The 20,319-nt window shown below is 39.1% G+C and carries 12 protein-coding genes; 1 reads left to right on the forward strand and 11 read right to left on the reverse strand.

Translation table 11 applies throughout. The features are described 5' to 3' along the window. Positions 1-18: 18 nt before the first annotated feature. From prfA to CIN_RS10570, 6 genes are all read right to left on the reverse strand, one after another. The gene (gene prfA, locus CIN_RS10545) at positions 19-1,101 is read right to left on the reverse strand and encodes a peptide chain release factor 1 (RefSeq protein ID WP_008855087.1); all 1,083 of its coding nucleotides are present in this window, start codon (positions 1,099-1,101) and stop codon (positions 19-21) included. A gap of 3 nt (positions 1,102-1,104) precedes the next feature. Further along, positions 1,105-2,355, reverse strand: coding sequence for a histidine--tRNA ligase (gene hisS / locus CIN_RS10550; RefSeq protein ID WP_040364433.1), 1,251 nt, complete (start codon positions 2,353-2,355; stop codon positions 1,105-1,107). 30 nt (positions 2,356-2,385) lie between these two features. Next, positions 2,386-3,516: a flavodoxin-dependent (E)-4-hydroxy-3-methylbut-2-enyl-diphosphate synthase gene (ispG, locus tag CIN_RS10555; RefSeq protein WP_008855089.1), complete on the reverse strand. Its 1,131-nt coding sequence runs from the start codon at positions 3,514-3,516 to the stop codon at positions 2,386-2,388. A 132-nt stretch (positions 3,517-3,648) separates the two neighbouring features. Next, complete coding sequence (locus tag CIN_RS10560) at positions 3,649-4,797, reverse strand: helix-turn-helix domain-containing protein (protein ID WP_040364434.1); 1,149 nt, start codon at positions 4,795-4,797, stop codon at positions 3,649-3,651. Between the two features lie 12 nt (positions 4,798-4,809). After that, positions 4,810-5,883, reverse strand: a complete 1,074-nt coding sequence (locus CIN_RS10565) for an NAD(P)H-dependent flavin oxidoreductase (protein ID WP_008855091.1) — start codon at positions 5,881-5,883, stop codon at positions 4,810-4,812. A 2-nt stretch (positions 5,884-5,885) separates the two neighbouring features. Further along, complete coding sequence (locus CIN_RS10570; RefSeq protein WP_040364435.1) at positions 5,886-7,136, reverse strand: aspartate kinase; 1,251 nt, start codon at positions 7,134-7,136, stop codon at positions 5,886-5,888. A gap of 185 nt (positions 7,137-7,321) precedes the next feature. On the opposite strand from CIN_RS10570, the gene ubiG reads away from it, so the two are divergent. Further along, the gene (gene ubiG / locus CIN_RS10575; RefSeq protein ID WP_008855093.1) at positions 7,322-8,074 is read left to right on the forward strand and encodes a bifunctional 2-polyprenyl-6-hydroxyphenol methylase/3-demethylubiquinol 3-O-methyltransferase UbiG; all 753 of its coding nucleotides are present in this window, start codon (positions 7,322-7,324) and stop codon (positions 8,072-8,074) included. Between the two features lie 67 nt (positions 8,075-8,141). Here ubiG and CIN_RS10580 read toward each other — a convergent pair whose 3' ends face one another. From CIN_RS10580 to CIN_RS11945, 5 genes are all read right to left on the reverse strand, one after another. Continuing rightward, positions 8,142-9,608, reverse strand: coding sequence for an autotransporter strand-loop-strand O-heptosyltransferase (locus CIN_RS10580; protein ID WP_008855094.1), 1,467 nt, complete (start codon positions 9,606-9,608; stop codon positions 8,142-8,144). A 27-nt stretch (positions 9,609-9,635) separates the two neighbouring features. Then, complete coding sequence (locus tag CIN_RS10585; RefSeq protein ID WP_008855095.1) at positions 9,636-11,678, reverse strand: fatty acyl-AMP ligase; 2,043 nt, start codon at positions 11,676-11,678, stop codon at positions 9,636-9,638. 9 nt (positions 11,679-11,687) lie between these two features. Further along, a complete protein-coding gene (locus tag CIN_RS10590; protein WP_008855096.1) occupies positions 11,688-18,290 on the reverse strand; it encodes a type I polyketide synthase in 6,603 nt (2,200 codons plus the stop codon). Between the two features lie 93 nt (positions 18,291-18,383). Continuing rightward, positions 18,384-19,856 (reverse strand): AMP-binding protein, encoded by a 1,473-nt coding sequence (locus CIN_RS10595; protein ID WP_008855097.1) that lies wholly within the window; start codon positions 19,854-19,856, stop codon positions 18,384-18,386. A 114-nt stretch (positions 19,857-19,970) separates the two neighbouring features. Then, positions 19,971-20,319: hypothetical protein (locus CIN_RS11945; protein WP_040364436.1), on the reverse strand; the 349-nt coding region annotated here is incomplete at its 5' end.

Genomic DNA, 20,319 nt, shown 5'->3' on the forward strand with positions numbered 1-20,319 from the left:
ATATGAGGTATAAAAATCTTACATCGCTTCTTCAGCAGCAAGTAATCTTGATTGTTCTTCCTGAGCCAAGCTATCGACAACTTCGTCCAGCTCTCCCAACATAATACGATCAATTTTATGCAAGGTTAAGTTAATACGATGATCTGTGACGCGGCCTTGTGGAAAGTTATATGTGCGAATACGTTCTGAACGATCCCCTGTTCCCACCTGAGAACGACGATCTGCAGCACGATCTGCATGCAACGAAGCACGTTGTTGTTCATATAAACGCGCACGCAAGATTTTCATTGCTTTCGCTTTGTTCTTATGCTGGCTTTTTTCTTCTTGCATCGCAACCACTACGCCAGAAGGCATATGGGTAATACGCACCGCACTTTCCGTTTTATTAACGTGCTGACCACCCGCACCAGACGCACGATACACGTCAATACGCAAATCTTTTTCATCAATATCCACGTCAACTTCTTCAGCTTCAGGTAACACCGCCACCGTCACAGTTGATGTATGAATACGCCCTTGGCTTTCTGTTGCAGGCACACGTTGCACACGATGAACACCAGATTCATATTTTAAACGTGCAAATACATTATTCCCCGAAATAGATGCCATCGCCCCTTTGATCCCACCAACGCCCGTATCATCATATTCCATGACTTCAAAACGCCAGCCGTTCATATCTGAATATCGTTGATATGCTCCAAATAACTCGGCAGCAAAAATTCCAGCTTCGTCTCCACCAGCCGCAGGGCGGATTTCTAAAATCGCATTCCCTTCATCAGCCTTATCTTTGGGAAGCATTGAAAGACGAATATCATGTCTTAATTGAGGAATTTTTTCATTTAATGCTTCTAACTCAGCCTCTGCCAAATCCTTCATTTCTGGATCTTGCAACATTTCTTCAGCTGCTTTAGTTTCTTCCTCTGCATTGCGTAATGCATGAACCAGCTCAACAATCGTATTTAGGTCAGCATACTCGCGAGATGCATCCATAAATTCGTCACCTGAAATCTCAGTTGATAAAATATGTTGCAGCTCCTCTGAACGAGCAACAATTTTATCCAAACGATCATTAAAACTTACAGAAAATTCTTCAGAAGACATCGATTATTTCGCCAATTTCATTTTACAATGCGCAACAAGATCCGTTAATGCAACTTCACCTTGTTCGCCAGAGATTAAATCTTTTACTTGCACAACTTGCTTTTGTGCTTCGTCCTCACCAATCAACAATACTAATGGTGAGTTCTGTTTATTCGCACGTTCCATTTGTTTACGCAAGTTCCCTTTATAAGCAACTTCAGCATAAATGCCATGATAACGTAAATCTTGTAATGCAGAAAACGCAACTTGATGCACTGCATCAGAGAGTGGAATAATCGCTATTGGTGGTGCAACTTTAGGGCTTTCCTCTAATAGCAAAGCCAAACGTTCAACGCCTGCTGCCCAACCAATGGACGGAACAGACGGCCCACCCATTTCCTCGACCAGCCCTTCATAACGTCCACCAGCCAAAACTGTTCCTTGTGCACCGAGTTTAGTCGTCACAAATTCAAACACGGTATGACTATAATAATCCAAACCACGAACGATATAAGGATTTTCTTTGAATGGAATATTAAATTGATCCAAAGCCACTCTTAACTGATCCCAAAAAGCCTGAGCTTCTGGTGTCATATGATCTTTTAATGCTGGCGCATTCGCTAGTAATGCACGATCTTCGGGTGATTTACTGTCTAAAATACGTAATGGATTTTTTTCTAAACGATTACGGCTATCTTCAGAGAGTTCAGATTGAAACGCTTTGAAATAAGAGATTAAAGCTTCTCTCCACGCCTTACGGCTCGTCATATCACCAAGCGTATTCAATTCTAATACAACATCATCCGCAATCCCTAGTTCACGCAGAATATGATATCCCATCGCAATTACTTCAGCATCTGCAAATGGCGTAGACGTACCTAATAACTCTGCTCCAATTTGATGGAACTGACGATAACGTCCTTTTTGCGGACGTTCATATCGAAACATCGGGCCAGCATAAAAAGCTTTTTGTGGTAAAGACTGTGTTAAGCTGTTCGTAACAAGCGCACGACAAATCCCAGCGGTATTCTCTGGACGTAAAGTCAAGGAATCTCCGCCACGATCTTCAAAACAATACATTTCTTTAGAAACAACGTCTGAGGTTTCCCCCAAAGAACGTGCGAATACACTTGTTTCCTCAAAAACTGGGGTAATCCATTCTTCGAACCCATATAAAGAAGTTACTCTTTTTGCAACTTCAATTACATGTTGATGACGTCTAGATTCTTCACCAATTAAATCATGCGTTCCACGAACGGGCTTTACCACACTCACGCTTTTTATCCTGCCTTATTAGTTTTAAAATTATTTCGATGTTTCTTTGGCTTTAGCTGCTGCTTTTTCAGCTTCAATCTCAGCAGCTTTTTTCTCTACCAATTCCACAATATGATCAATCATATCTTCTGCTGGCACAGTATGGTCTTGTTTACCAGCCATATAAACCATATGACGGCCAGATCCACCACCTGTTACCCCGACATCCGTCATGGTTGCTTCACCAGGACCGTTTACCACACAACCAATCACTGATAAAGAAAGTGGTGTTTCAATATGTGCCAAACGTTCCTCTAATGCCGCAACTGTTGGAATCACTTTAAACCCTTGACGCGCGCAAGATGGGCAAGAAACCACATGAACCCCACGATGGCGCAAACCAAGACTCTTTAAAATATCCCAACCGACTGCGACTTCTTCTTCTGGCTCTGCAGATAAAGAAACACGCATTGTATCCCCAATACCAGCCCATAACAAAGAACCTAAACCAATCGAGGATTTTACAGTTCCTGCACGTTTACCACCTGCTTCAGTAATCCCAATATGTAAAGGATAATCACAAGCTTCTGACAATAAACGATAAGACTCAACTGCTAAGAAAACATCAGATGCCTTCACACTGATTTTAAATTCACGAAAATCATTATCTTCTAGGATCTTTGCATGTTCTAGTGCACTCTCAACCAACGCATCTGGGTTAGGCTCACCGTACTTTTCCAACAAATGTTTTTCTAAAGAACCCGCATTCACCCCAATACGAATAGAACAATTATAATCCTTAGCAGCCTTAATCACGTCACGAACACGTTCTGCGCTACCGATATTACCAGGATTAATTCGTAAACAAGCTGCCCCTGCTTGAGCTGCTTCAATTGCTCTTTTGTAATGAAAGTGAATATCTGCAACAATCGGCACATTCACATTCTGAACGATTTCTTTTAATGCTGCCGTACTTGCTTCATCAGGACAAGAAACACGAACGATATCTACACCAACTTTTTCTGCACGTTTAATCTGTGCAATTGTTGCTTTCGCATCGCTGGTCAACGTATTGGTCATCGTTTGCACACTAATCGGTGCACCACCGCCTACAGGAACAGATCCAACGTGAATCTGACGGGTTTTATTGCGTTCAATATGTTGATATGGGCGTAAACTCATTTAATTTTAATCTCCGAAATGATCATAGAATATATCAAATTATTCAAAAGAAATCGCTATCTCATACTTTTTTTATCAAATTCTTATGTAGGGATCACCCATCAAAGGTGCAATTCTTCATCCTTAATAAACTTAATGATTAAGCTGCTTTGCATTCAAATCATCGGCTGACACATCATGCTTTGAACTAACCACAGGTTTAGGTGCAGCAGGCTTTTTCTTAATTTGAGGCGCAGCATCACCTGTTGTCGATGCAGAAGATGAATCTGTTGAAGAAGGTTCTTCTGGATGTAATAACTTATCTGCTTTTTGTGCATCTAATTTAAAACGACGCAACGTTCTACCTTTTTTACCCAATGGAGATGATTGTATATCCCCTTTTTGTAAAACAACAACTCCAGGATTACCAATCGTCATAACCACTTCGTCTTGATCGCTTGGAACTTCCCAAGTTTCATCTGCTTTTAAGACTTTTTGATATAGAACTTTACCATCTTTTCCCTTTACTTGTAACCAACTTGGTGCAATCGCTTTAATCATTAACGGTTGTTCTGGCTGTTTCTGCTCCACTGGAGGCGTTGTTGCTTCTGGTGGTGAAGGCGGTTGAGCAGCAGGCTGTAAAGGAGATTGATCCGATGATGCTGGTTTTAAAGAGTCAGTCAAAGGCGTTGCCGGAATCGTATTAGATACCGTGTTTGTATTAGTATTCGCGTTTGGACTAGAATTAATATCAACAGGCTTATTTGCATCCTGTGGCAATGGTGCAGGATGATCCGCAGGCATGATAGACGCAATTTGCGGTGACATCTGTTGTGGCTGACCTGCATTTTGATCTGCTTGAACAGGTGCTGGCGGAATAGTCTCAGAAGGTGATTGATGATGATCTGACATCTTATACCAACCAATATAAGCACCAACCATAATTAACAAGCTAAAGAAAATTAGAACCCCAGCTGGCACACCACTTTGAGGGACTGGCGCTGGGAAAAGTAATTTTGGCTTTTCAGTATTGGCTTGATTTTCTTGACGAAACTGCTTTACCAAAGCAACACCGTCTAAATTTAAAAAATCTGCATAAGTCTTTAAAAAACCAGCAGCATAAGCAACGCCAGGCAATTGATCGATCCGCCCATCTTCTAATGCTTTTAAAAACACTAAACGAATACGTAATCGTTGCGCAACATCTTCCAAGCTTAATTTAAGCTCTTCTCTACGTGTTCTAAGCACATCTCCAATAGAATGTATATTATTATCAGAGTGAAGTTGACTTAAGTCGCTCATGCTGCTTTCAACCTAATTTGATGATGAATGTTTAATCCGTTGACGTCTAGCCACCAAAGCATCAACAGCTTGTTTTACTAAATTCTGAATAATGTCTGCAACTGGCAAAATTTCTTTCACCATCCCCACAGACTGCCCCGCCATCACAGAACCATTCTCAACATCTCCATCTTTTACGGCACGTCGTAATGCACCAGCCCAGAAATGTTCAATATCTAATTGAGCATCTTCCTTGCTAATTTCTTGATTTTGATATTTTTGAATCATCGCAGCTTGATGTCTCATGAAATCTTTCGTGGCTTGATTTGATAACGCACGAACAGGAATCACAGGAAATGAATCATCAATTTGTACAGAAGCAATTGCATCACGTGCAGCAGCTCTTACAAATGCTTTCTTAAAGTTTTCATGCGCTTGGCTTTCCGTCGCTGCCGCAAAAACAGTTCCTAATTGAGCACCAGAAGCACCCATTTCAAGGTAAGATAAAATTGCATCACCACGTCCAAGTCCACCAGCAACAAACACTGGAACTTCACGAATGATAGGTAAAATTTCCTGAGCCAATACCGTCAAAGAAACAGGACCAACATGCCCACCAGCTTCTGCACCTTCAATAACAAGTGCATCCGCACCCATTTTCATTAAGCGTTTTGCTAAAACCAATGCTGGTGCAAAAGCAACAACTTGAGCACCACCATCTTTAATCCGTTTAATCGCAGCGCCCGTAGGAACACCACCAGCCAATACGATATGCTTCACATTCAATCGTAAACAAACTTCAATCAGTTCATTTAACTGAGGATGCATTGTAATCAAATTAACGCCAAAAGGTTTACTTGTCATTGCTTGAGTTGCAATAATTTCTGCTTCTAATAAAGCAGGATCCATAGCCCCACAAGCAATTACACCAAAACCACCAGCATTCGAAATTGCAGAAACGAGACAACGCTCACTAACCCAAGACATTGCACCGCCTAAAATAGCGACTTGACTGCCTAAGAAATCCGTTCCTCTTTCCCACAAAGATGATAGTTCTTGTAAAGCTTCTTGATCTAACTTTGTCATATCCGCAAAACTATCCTGCATTCTTAAGCATCCAATCCATAAGCTGTGTGTAAAGCACGCACTGCAAGCTCAACATATTCCGCAGCGATTAAAACGGATACTTTTATTTCACTCGTAGAGATCACTTGAACGTTAATAGAGCGTTCTGCTAATGTTTTAAACATTGTATTTGCAACACCTGTATGTGAACGCATCCCAATACCAACAACACTAATTTTTACAACGTCATCATCGGTCAGCATTTCAGCAAAACCAATATGTTTTCTTTCACGTTCTAAAATATTTTGTACATTTAATAAATCTGTTTTAGGAACCGTAAACGTCATATCAGTTTTTTGATTACTGCCACTGCTTTGTACAATCATATCAACATTTACATTTTCACGTGCCAAAGGCTCAAAAATCGAAGCTGCAATTCCAGGATGATCAGGAATATCTTTTACAACAATCTTAGCCTCATTTAACGAATATGCAATCCCAGTAACTTGTTCTTTTTCCATAATCTCATCCTCACTAACAACCAAAGAGCCAGGTAACGAATTTTCCATCGGTGCAGGATTATCATCAAAACTAGATAATACCTGAACCCTAACTTGTTCCTTCATAGCCAGTTCTACACTACGTGTTTGTAACACTTTTGCCCCAACAGAGGCCAACTCTAACATTTCTTCATAAGCAATCGCAGGAATACGCTTTGCTTTTTTAACTATTCTCGGATCGGTTGTGTAAATGCCATCAACATCCGTATAAATATCACAACGAGTTGCCTTCATACTGGCAGCCAAAGCCACTGCGGAAGTATCAGAACCACCACGTCCCAAAGTAGCAACACGCCCCTCTTCGCTAACGCCTTGGAAACCAGCAACCACAGGTACAACGCCAGACTGCATACATTCAATCAATTTTGAAGAATCAATAGATTTAATTCGTGCTTTACTATGTGCATCATCAGTTAAAATAGGAATCTGCCATCCAGCCAAAGAACGAGATTTTACACCAAGCGTTTGTAAAGCAATCGCTAATAATCCACTGGTAACTTGTTCGCCAGTGGCAACAATTGAATCATATTCACAAGGATCAAATAGCGGATTCAAAGATTCACAATATCCAACTAATTGGTTTGTTACACCAGACATCGCAGAGACAACAACCGTTACCTCACACCCTGCATCAACCTGCTTCTTTACTGTCTTCGCAACATTGCGAATACGATCCAAATCAGCAACAGAGGTTCCACCAAACTTCATCACTATTCGAGGGGCATTAAGAGACATAAAAAGCAAACTCCGCAATGTTTATTTTCACTATTACTCTTTACATAATGAAAAGATAAACTTTATGTATTAAAATATCGTTAAATGAATACTTAACCTAGTTATAATTGATAATCAAATTATTGACTGCTTTTTTGTTGATAATTTGATAAATTTTACTTGACGACCCTGTGAAAGGCCTGATTATGTCCACCGTTACACCACCTGATCAACACAATCAAAAGAATTCTGTTAAAGAAGATGAAATTAATCGCTTTAATGCCATTGCTGATGAATGGTGGAATCGAACAGGCCCTATGAGCCCCCTCCATGAAATGAACAGCTTACGTATCGAATGGATTCAGAAAATATTAAAAACACACACATCTTTTGATCATTCCCATCCGATCTTAGATATTGGTTGTGGTGTCGGGATAGCCAGCGAAGGACTTGCTACTCTAGGATATAATGTATTAGGCGTAGACGCTGCAAAAGACGTTATCCAAGCTGCACAAAACCACCTGGATACTATTCCTCTCCCGCCTAATAGTGGCGATATTACTTATCGGGTAGGCACTATTGAAGAGTTGGTCTCTGAAAAAAAACAATTTCAAATTGTGAATGCTTTGGAGCTTTTAGAACACGTTAACGATCCACAAGAATTTATTCAAAATATTGCAACTCTATTAACAGATAACGGTATTACTTTTGTTTCAACGATCAATCGCAATATTCCTTCTTTTCTCTTTGCAAAAGTTGGTGCAGAATATTTAACGCGGAAACTTCCCGTAGGAACCCATCAATGGAAACAATTTATCACTCCAGCTGAGCTCTGTAAAATGGCGCATAATGCAGGGTTACGTGTTGTAGATATTGCTGGCCTTACTATGAGACCAAATGGGTGGAAAATTACCCAAGATGTTAAAATTAATTATATGGTTTGTTTATCTAAAATATAATTTTATCTTTGTAATCGATATATAAAAAAGGCATTTAAGATTTGATCTTAAATGCCTTTTTTATTAGTTAAACTTGCTCTATAACCTCAGTACGACAGCCTGGAATTTTCTTAATTGTTTCAATCACATGTTGATGTGATATTCCTTTTGTACATTCAAATTGACGAGGTGTATTTTGATGTTTTGGACAATATAAGAAATTACTATGATCGAATTGATAACGGATATCATTCCAACAACCATTACAAACATGCGTACTAAATACACGATAAGGTGTATCATATTCTGTTGAAGGATGTGTAAATCCAGAAATAATCACAGATGGGACACCTGCTCCCCATGCTAACCATGCTAACCCAGAAGACAACCCAACAAAAAATTCTGCATGTTTTAACCAACGTGCACGTTCTTTTAATGAACGAGGACCAGTTTGATCTTCTACACCGTTAGGAATATGATTCCAAACTAAATCGCGTCCAAAGGCATATTCTTTATCAATACAAACAACACGATAGCCAACAGACTTTAAAAACTTCACAACATGATACCATCCATAAGGATTGTTCCAGTATTTACATTGTGTAGAAGCATGAGTTGCGATTACAACATAAGGTTCTTCGATTGGACGGGTATCGTCATCTACTGTTAATTTTGGAGCTTCTTCAGTTGGATCAACACCTAAAATATACCCAGCAGTACGGTGTAAACCAACCTGTCTGAAATCTTGTGGTTGCCAATGATTGTCATCATCTTTAAAAAACAACCCAATATAATAAGAAGCATAAAAAGGATGTCTATCTTTAGGCTCTTTCTTTGCATATTCTGTAGCATCAAGAAATTTAATCTCAGGATAACTCTTTTCGAATAATTCAATTAGAGGTTTACCAAGTGCTACTGTCACATTACATTGATGTTTTTTTCTAAATTTGTCTGCATAAGGCATCCATCCAAGAGAATCCCCTAAAGACCCTACTGGAAAAACAATCAATACATCTTTTCCCTTAGCATCATAATCATGGGTAAAAATAACTTCTTGCACTCCTTCTTTATTAATTTTTGAAATTGTTATTTTACCATTTAAAAAATGATGCTTTGCAGTTGCAGCGTGTCCTACATCAAAACAAGGTTGATCCAGCAACCCGACTTCAGCATCTTTGTCATAGAGTTGAATACGCCACCCTTCACCTTCAGGAGGTTTAGGAACACTAACACGCATGCCAAAATTAAAATCATAAAAAATACCACTGTCTGCTGCCTGTGTAGGAACAGGAGGAGGCTGCACTAAAGTTTGTTCTGTAGTTTTAGGCTGTTGAGGTTGAGCACTAGATTCTGGAGAAGCTTGCCCTGATTGACCTTCAGAATTATTTCCTCCAATTATAGGAGAGAAATTTTCAGCAACATTTTGAATTATAGCATCTTGCTGTGCACCAGTTGAGTGAACAGCAACACTGCCAACATCTTGATCATCACGTGTTTTTAATTTAATCCGATCAACACCTTCAACGTCAATTTTAACTTTAGAATCTTCACTCATTCTCTACGCCTTTATTATTTTATACAATTACGCACTTACGCTAATTTGACCTGCCAATAAATTACATAAATCTTTATAATTTTGACACGCAATCATAAATTCGGATGGATCAATTTGAATATGGAAATGACGTTCAAAGTCTTGTCTTAAATTCAACAATAACTCTGCATCCATTTCTCTATTAACCAATTTCTCACGTGTTAATTCTTTAACATCTTCATCCCAATCTTTTGTTTTTTCATCAACCCATTTTTCAACCTCAATCAACGCTTGTTCACGTGTCAAAGGAGGTGGAAGATCTGGCACTTCATACTCAAACTTCTGAATAACAGGCAAAGCATCATCATGCAACGCTTTACGTGTCCTTGCGATTTGTGCTTTTCCACTGGGTGTTTTCAACACACCACCTGGACGGGTCAGCACAATCATTTTAGGCCAAATATCATAAGTTTTTGTAATAACTTCATAAGCTTTATCTACAATATCTTCATACGAATTTAAAGGTTTTTTAACCAACTCTATGATAACCGTAATAGATAAAGTATCATCAGGATCACTTAAGAAAAAAGCCGTTGCATTGGGTCTAATATCTGAACACGCTGCCTCTAAAGCACCACTGACATCATCTGGATCATATGTTTTTCCTCGTAAAACAATCACATTACTCATACGCCCTGAGAAAAATAAATTGTCACCAAGTAAAAAACCTAAATCCCCAGTCCGTAAGTAACTTTCACTCTGCCCACTAACTTTGGCGTGAAAAATTTCTTGTGTATACTCAGGACGATTAAAATACCCTTTTGCAACACTAGGACCTGAAATCCAAATTTCTCCAACACGCCCATTTCTTAAAATCTGATGAGATTCAGGATCGACAATAATCACTTTCTGATCTTCTAACGAAGTACCGCAAGAGATTAACTCGCGTCGATCAAATTTATTTGTACTAGGCCATGCAAATCCGGCCATTAATGCACTTCTAGAAAAACTTCTAAATTTAGGTGAAACTCGCCGCTCTGTTCTCGTAACAGTTAACGTTGCTTCAGCTAAACCATACCCAAACACCAAATGACGAGGCTTAAACCCAACTGCCGCAAATTTCTTACAAAAACGTTGCATAATATCTGCTTGTGCAGTATCTGCACCATTTAAAGCCAACTCCCAATGAGAAAGATCTAAATCTTGCATTTCCTCATCAGTGACTTCTCTTGTGCATAAATTATATGCAAAAGTTGGTCCACCAGACATACTAACTTTATATTTAGAGATGGCTTTCAACCAACGTACTGGTTTTTCAACAAAATGTTTAGGGGGTAACAAAATACACCTTCCCCCTGTCAAGACAACCAGTAAAACACAGCCAATCATTCCCATATCATGCGCTAAGGGTAGCCAGCTTAATCCACTATATTCTTCATCGCGATACTCATAGCTTTTTGCTTGATAACGCAAATTAAAAATCAAATTACGATGAGTTAATTCAATACCACGACTGTTTTTAGTTGTCCCAGACGTATATTGAATAAAAGCCACCCCCTGATTATCGCCCTTAATTGCGGTTTTATTCTTAGCATTTAATAAAACTTCTAAAGGCACCCAAACAGGCTTACAATCAATCTCCTTATGAACTGCTTTGTAATCAGCGAGTATTTTACGAGGCCCAATAATAAGTTTGGGCTGCGCATCGTTAACCACCATTTCAAAACGTTCATCGCTACGCATAACATCGATATGAATCCCAGAGGCTGGGATCATACCGGCGTAAATACAACCAAAAAACGCAGAAATATAATTAAGGTCATTATCACATAAAAGAAGAACTCTATCCCCTTCTTTACCGAAATGACGTAATCCAGCAGCAATTGTTGCTGCCTGATCATCTAACTGAGCACTTGTTAAATGATCTACAGGATTACAATCAGCATCCAACAAAGTATATAAAACCATAGAAGGCGAGACTTTTGCACGATGTTGTAGCATGTCGACCAGCGTAGCTGTGTGCCAGTCAACAATACCATACACTTTACATGCCCAATCTACCTCATTGTCATCAGGGATAATAAGAGCCATTCTTTATGCTTATTCCACTTCTTTCTTAGAAGCATCATCAATCATTGCTGTTGCATCATTAGAGGTTTCACCATCAGAATCCAACACCAAAGACTCATTGCTTTCGAATGGAACTTTTAGTTTTCTCAGAAGCACTTTACCAACATCTTGAAGATTTTCTTCTTTCATTAATTGTAATAATGAAATTTCACATCCCAATGTATTACTAATAGCAATCTGCAATTCAACACCCACTAAAGAGTCAATCCCTAGTTCTGTTAAACGCGTATTCCCATCAATACTATCAGGTGGGATTTGCAAGGTTTTTGTCAAGATATCAATCAAGTTTTTCACAACGAAAGGTAAACGTTCTTCTAATGGCAATGCATTTAACTCACGCAATGCTTCGGTTTGTTCATAAGAAGAGTTTCCGAGCGTTAATAGGTCTTGGAAACGTCCAACAGAACGACTGATTGGGAACACGCCAAACCATTTTGACCAATCAATATCCAATACACCAACGCAAGGTTGATCTGCTTTCCAAAGCAATGCGATTGTTGCCAAAGCTTCTTTAACAGCAATAGCACTCACCCCAATAGCTTCAAAGTTTTTCGCTGCATGACTATCTTTTTTGAACATAGATCCACCATCAATCGCACCCCATTCAATGGAGAGCCCCGGTAGTCCCATTTCTTTACGATATTTAGCCAATGCATCTAAGAAGAAGTTCGCAGATACATAAGCAGCCTGACCAATATTACCCAACAAGTTCGTTGCAGAAGAGAACAGAACAAAATGATCAAGAGCAATATCTTTCGTTAACTCATGTAAATTCCAAGCCCCTTGAGCTTTTGGTAGCATCACACGAGATAAACGTTCATCATCAAGGTTCTCAATAACACCATCATCGATCACCGCAGCACAGTGGAATACCCCTTTCAAAGGAACATCCAACTTCATTGCTTTATCAATCACAGTTTTGATACTGTCATACTCGGTAATATCTGCCTGCATTTGATAAACATGAACACCATGTTGCTCAAGCACTTGAAGTGTTTTTTGAATATGCTCATCTTCGTGCTTCAAAGAACGTCCCACAAGCACAAGATGTCTTGCACCTAAAGCCGCCAACCATTGAACTAACTGTAGTCCCATACCACCGAATGCCCCTGTAATTACATAAGCAGCATCAGCCGATACAGTTGGAAGCTCTTTTGGCACAGGTTTAACCATGACGTCTTTTGTATCAGAGAAGTCAATAACGATCTTACCAATATGTTGCGCAGAAGCCAGTTGTCTAAATGCATCTGAACATTTTACAGCTGGGAACACAGTACAAGGAGGCATGACGATATTTCTCATCATCACTTGACGTGTTACTTCAATCAACATTCGCATGATTTCATCTGGACGTTGAGCTAACATACGATCCAAGTCCATAGAGAAGAAACCAATATTGTCGTTAAATGCCTGCATTGGCAGCCATTTTTCTTCAACGATATCTCTTTTACCTACTTCAAAGAAACGGCCAAATGGTGCAACCAAAGCCAAGCTTTCATGAAGCAATTCACCAGATAGAGAATTCAGAACAACGTCAACACCGCGACCATTGGTAACTTCTTTAACCCCATCAACGAATTCGAGGTTACGAGAATTCCAAACATGTTCACATCCGATATCACGTAGATATTGACGTTTTTCATCATTACCAGCGGTTGCAAAAATTCTAGCTTTTCTGAGTTTTGCAATTTGAATTGCAGCCAACCCAAGACCACCAGAAGCAGCATGAATTAAGATTGTTTGGCCTTCACGTAAGTTCGCAAGATCAATTAATGTATAATATGCTGTAGAGAAAACCGTCGGCATTGTTGATGCTTCAGCATTCGGAATTTCTTCAATCAACTCATTACGAATACGATCTACTTCATCATTACTCAAGTGATAACGTTTTGCTTCTCTAACCATAGAAGCCGCATCTAAATGAACCGCATAAAGATTTTCAATCGGCACAATTGCATGAGAAGTCAAACAGTTACGAATAGACACAACCATACGGTCGCCTATATGATAACCTGCTTCTTTTGCACCTTCACCAACAGCCACGATACGAGCAGAAGCTTCCATTCCAAGACCATCTTGGTGGAATGTATGTTTTACAACTGCACGAGGTAATAAGCCCATCACTTTTAAAACATCTTTAAAGTTCAAAGATGACGTAATGATCTCTAATTCAATATGACCTGGAGGTGGTTTTTGACGTTCAAACGCAACATAGTGAATTTGATCCAGCATTCCAGAACGACCAGGAACCAAACGATACCCAACGTTACTTCCTGCTTCTGACAATGGAATAAATTGATCATTTTCTTGGCTTTTGAATGGTACTAAGCGCGCAACAAAACGAGTATCTTTTCTAAGCGCAACGTCATCTTCCATATCATCAGAAAGAATTTCAGCTGCAATAATACCCGGTTGTGTAATGCTCATATCTGCATCAAGATCAACCATTTTCATTTGCAGTTCTGGGCGTTCCAATGAGAACACACGCACAAAACCACGTAATGAAGATTGATTTAGATTAACGATATTTTCGTTTTCTAGAACTTTTTCTGCACCATGCGTTAAGATAACAAAACGTAAATTCTCAGTAACATCTTTTTCTTCAAGTGCTGGTAGTCCTTTAGAAAGCACCAACATTTCTTGAACTAAAGATAATCCAATTTTATCGTCTGTATTATCTAGTTCGCTGCGCAAATACACAACAGCTCTACATTTATGTAAATCAATGAAAGAGAAGAACGCTCTATAATCTTCTTCATGATCTGGACGAATATTATAAATCGTATCAGATTCTTGACCTGACTTGTCACCTAAACGCCCTTGAAGGATAGAAATCCCTTGAGATTCTAACTCTGCAATGATTGGTGCAGCAATAGCATCATTATCAGTAATCACTGCAACTCGTGCAATTTCACCTAATAAAGAAAGCGCTTCGACTTGTTTCCATTCATAACGATACAACCAACGTGCACGTTTTGCTTCTTTTTGTTTTTCAGTCGCAAGCTCTTTAACCGTCATTCCTTTGACTTTAAGAACTGGCTCACCTTGGGTGTTATAAATGAAGATATCACCGATAAAGAGATCGTCATCTTTTCTAAAGTTACATGCATAAGCATAAAGTTCACTTTCATGCTTACCGTAATACATAATGCGATCAATACCAACAGGCACAAACGTTGTGTCTGCTAATGCTTTATCTTTAGCTCCTAACAAACCGAAAAGTTGGAATGCACCATCCAACAAAGTTGGATGCATATAATATTCTTCAACTTCATCTTTTGCGCTATCAGCAATTTTAAGATGTGCTAATGCAACCCCATCACCACGATGTAACTCTTGGATTGTTTGGAATGCTGGTCCATATTCTAGGCCATGCTCACGCAATTGCTCATAAAAGAATGAAACATCAATTTGTTCGTTAATTCTAGCTTTTAATGCTGCCAAATCTTCAACATCTTCGCCCCATGGAGCAGTACGACGTAATGAAACAGACGCATAAAGATCCCAATTTGGCGTATCATTTTCAGTCCGTCCATAAGCCAATAAACGACCTGTTAATTCATCAACGCTCCATGTGATATATGGGAAGAAATTACCATCAATCAACATCGCTTTTTTCAGTTGCAAATGTTCAATAATTGCTGGCTCTTGCATTTCTTTAGGTGCGTTAATCGCAAGCTGCGCATGTGCTGCCAAAGCTGCTTCAACATAAGCTGCACCAGGGAACACCATCATACCTTCAATTTTATGATCAGATAACCAAGGCATATAGTTTACACTGAGCTCTGACAACCAACCACGAGTAGCCGCCCAATCAACATCCCCTAATACAGGGTTTAAACGGATTCCTAAACGACGTTGTCTTGAATGTTTACTTTCACCATAATAAGCTTCTCTAGCCCAAGCATAGAATGGAAGATCAACACGTTTACCATTAACAATTTTATTCCAATCTAACTCTAATCCAACTGCGGACAATGTAGATAAAGATTTTGCTAATGCTTTTTCTTCTGGCTCAGAACGATGTAGCGTATACGCTGTACCAATAGAAACATTTAACGTTGCTGCACATTCTTTAACAGAAGCAGATAATACAGGATGCGGACTTACTTCTAAGAATAAAGAGTAAGAATCATGAATCATCGTTGAAATTGCTTCGGCAAACAATACGGTTTGACGTAAATTACGATACCAATAGTTTGGATCGTGGAAGAATGTATCATCACACAAATGCCCTGTAACCGTTGAATATAACGGAACAATTGCTGTTTGTGGTTGAATTGCTTTAACAGCTTCTTCGAATTCATCTCTAACCGCAGTCATAATTGGGTTATGATAAGCCAATTCTACTTTTAAGAAACGGTTAAATTCAGAACGTTTTTCAAGTTCTGCTGCAATTTTTTCAAGGCTTTCTTGGCTACCTGATAATGTAAATGAACGAGGACTATTAATCGCAGCAACTGCAACATCCCCTTCATAATCTTTAATCAATTCAGCAGATGCTGATGGAGGCATACCAACAGCCAACATCGTTCCTTGACCAGCAAAAGTCTGCTGCACACGGCTACGATGATAAATAACCGTTGTTGCATCTTTTAGACTTAAAGCACCAGCAACATGAGCTGCTGCAACTTCACCCACACTATGCCCGACAATCGCGGCTGGACGAATACCGTATAATTTTAATGCTTCAGCTAAACAAACTTGAACTGTAAAAATACCAGGTTGTGCAACAGCTGTTTCATGAATACGAGATTCTTCTTCTGTTTTTTGCATTTCAGCAAGAATAGACCAACCAGAAAGTTCTTGGAAATACTGATCAATTTCTTTTGCTTTTGCTAAACATTCAGCAGGCCCATGTTTTAATAGCCACTGACCCATTCCCCACCATTGTGGTCCCATACCAGAAAATACAAAAGCTGGCTGAGTTTGCGTTTTAATTTGTTGTTGTCCAACAATCACATGAGGAGTTGGTTTATCTTGAGTGAAATCTTCAAGATATTGTGCGATTTCTTCTTTAGTTTTACCATATGCAACAATATGTCTTTGGAAATAAGAACGATGTTTTCCAACAGAATAACAAATATCTTCAATGGCTGGGCTGTTTTCATTTCTAAGGAACGCAGCATAACGTGCAGCCATTAATTTCAAAGAAGGCTGTTGTTTTGTTGATAAAGATAAAATGTAATGATCTGAAGGTAAATGTACTGTTTCAGCGTTAATATCTTCGATAATTTCTTCTTTACGTGGTGCACGAATAATCGCATTCGCGTTTGATCCACCATAACCAAAAGAGTTAATCGCAGCATAAAGATCTTTTGCAGAAGTCGTTAATGGAACCGTTTCATTTTGAATTAAACGCAAGTTCATTTCATCAAACGGAATATTTGGATTTGGTTCTTTTAAGTTTGCTTGAGGAGGAACCGCTTTATGCTCCAAACACAAGCATGCTTTAATTAACCCAGCAACCCCTGCTGCAGCTTCCAAGTGCCCAATATTCGCTTTAACAGATCCAATAATAACAGGATCATCTTTTGGACGGCTTTTACCAATTGTATTCGCAATTGCTTGCGCTTCTAGCGGATCACCAACTGGTGTGCCCGTTCCGTGTGCTTCAACATAAGCAATATCTTTAAGGTCAATATTTGCTTGTTTTGCCACTTCGCGAATAAGTTTTTCTTGTGCAACAGCGCTCGGAACCGTAATTCCTTCATTATGACCGTCTTGGTTAATTCCAATACCACTAATAATAGCATGAATTTTATCGCCGTTTTCGATTGCATCTTCTAGACGTTTTAGAATAACAACGCCACAGCCTTCACCACGTCCATATCCATCACCAGAAGCATCAAAACTTTTACTTTTTCCATCTTCAGCCATAAAGCGTGCTTTAGCAACCAAAGCACCTGACTGAGGCGTAAGCATAATGTTAATACCACCAGCAACAGCCATATCACTGTCACCATCACGCAAACTTTGGCATGCTAAGTGAGTCGCTGTTAGAGAAGAGGAACATGCAGTATCTAAAGCCAAAGAGGGTCCACAGAAGTCAAAGAAATATGACAAACGTGCAGAAATCATCGTAGTAGATGCTGTTGTCGCCAAGAAGTTCGTTTCTGCGTTTCCTTCACTTGCATATGGACTGGATTGCATAATTAACCAGTCAGTTGCAAAGATCCCAACAAAAACACCAACTTTTTTGCCGGCATATTGTGCAGGAACCAATCCACCTTCTTCCATTGCTTCCCATGCAACTTCTAACAATACACGTTGTTGAGGATCACATTGAACTGCTTCTTTTGGAGACATACCAAAGAACAAAGGCTCAAATTCATCAATAGGCTGCGTTAAAAAGCTACCATTTAAAAAGAAACTTTTGGCAATAGTAGCATTATCTTTATCGTAGAATTCTTTCCAATTCCAACGTGTTGGTAAGATACAACTAACCGTTTCTTTTTTTCCACAAACAGCATGCCAAAAACTATCCAGATCAACAATACCACCTGGAAATCTACACCCAATACCTACTATGGCTATTTCACCAGAATATTTCTTATTATTAACGGCTTGCATGAAACTCTCTATATATAAACACAATCTTACTTCTGGAGCTATATATCATAAAATATGATTTTAAACCCAACTTAATCACAGAAATCTAAAAAATTATTTCGTTACACATTGCTGCGTTGCAACCATAACTAACTGATACCTCAACACACGATCTGTTAAATCACGTGGAATTTGATTCACCCACATTGCCTTAATATTGGGTAAATTATAAAAATTTTTCTCTAATACTGCACTCACCTTTTCAGCGTCGAAATCAGTATCACGAACAATTGCCAGCCAAGGTTCAAGGACCCCGTTCTCATTTGGCATAGCAAACATAGCAATATCTTTTACACCAGGAACTGCACGTAAAACTTGGTCAATTTTATTGGCATAAAATTTATCCCCACCAAAGTTATATAACTCATCCACTCGACCAAAAATACGTAATCCACTTTGCCTATCTAAAATCCCTAGATCGCCTGGATAAAACCAACCATCCTTAAATTGCTTACGTGTTGCCTCCTCATCGTCATAAAAACCGTCAACCAATTCAGCACTTTTAATACGAATATTACCAACCTCACCTGTAGGTAATACCTTGCCTTCATCATCAACAATCTGCAAATCTACTGATGGTAATAACCAACCCGCCATATCATCATGCGTCATTTGCTCAACACGTGCTCCTGCTATGAGGCCACATTCACTAGTTACGTATAACACACGCATATGCTCTGTTAATTTACGCCGAGCGAGATCCTGTAAAGCCTTAGAGAAATACCCTGCAGAAACAACTAAACGCAACCCATTAACAGGAGGAACGTCTAAAGGAATACTATCTAATATAGCCTGTAATTGAGATGGAGAAATAATCATTAAAGACGGCTTTAACATCGCAATTGCAGCAGGATATTGTTCACGATCAACCATAATCACAGAACCACAAACATACCACGTGCTTAATGTCGATAAAAAGCCATGAATACTACCCACACCCAATGTTGGTAACAAACAATGATAACGAGCTGCATCCTCTATCTCAGCCCACTCAATATACTCCTGATGAGCAAGACGAATAACAGCACCTTCAATCACAGACGCTTTAAAATCAATTCTATGTTTCTCGTCTGATGTCCCTGAAGCGATTGCTACACGTACCACACGATCACTTTCTAAAGCCAAACGTATCGGTTCAACTTCTTCACCTTGCACAACGCGGGAATACCATTCCAAATCCAATACAAGAACTTGGGCTTGTGTTTCCACGTCGAACAACGTGTCACTAATAATTAAGTCTGGTTTTAAAACCGCAATTTCCGTAGCAGCCACTAAACTGTCATCAGAAGTTGATGCTGTTGCAATACCAATACGACTTAACGCCATTAATAACATCCAATGAGGATGCATTTGCTGATAAGAGACCGCCACAACTTTTGGAAAAGGAGTTAGTATATCTAATAAAGTTTTTGCTAGTTTATTAATCTCAGCATCCATTTTAGCAAAAGTAATAGATCCACCAAATGAAAGCATAGCCACATTATCAGGGGCTATTCGCGCAACATGCTCTATAAACCGATCATACATAATTCAACAAGTCTCCATAATCAGAATAATAAAAACTTTCCTTTTCTACATTTAAAGAAAAGGAAAGTTTTATATCTATATAACTACATCATTTATTTGAGAAAATAAGTTGAATTAAGCAATTTTTTCTGCAAATTCAATTGCATCTACAAAATATTCTGATGTTGCGGTTAATTCGACTTTAATCAATTTAACCTTATTGCTTACTTCTGAAATTGCTTCAGGAAGTATTGCAAGTCCTTTAGTCCAACGATCTGTTCTGTTTAGTTCAGCTACATGCCAACCTGAAAGACCAGTCATATCTGCAGGCAATACTTCGAATGCTCTATCACCAAAGACGCTGATTTTTGCAACAAGTACACCCAATACACGTCGATCATCAAGGAATGGACCTACGACTTCTGATGGTAACGCTGCTTTTGAATGCATTGCAACAACACAAACATTTGCAGGAACATAGAAG

This window comes from Commensalibacter intestini A911, assembly GCF_000231445.1.
Lineage (GTDB): Bacteria > Pseudomonadota > Alphaproteobacteria > Acetobacterales > Acetobacteraceae > Commensalibacter > Commensalibacter intestini.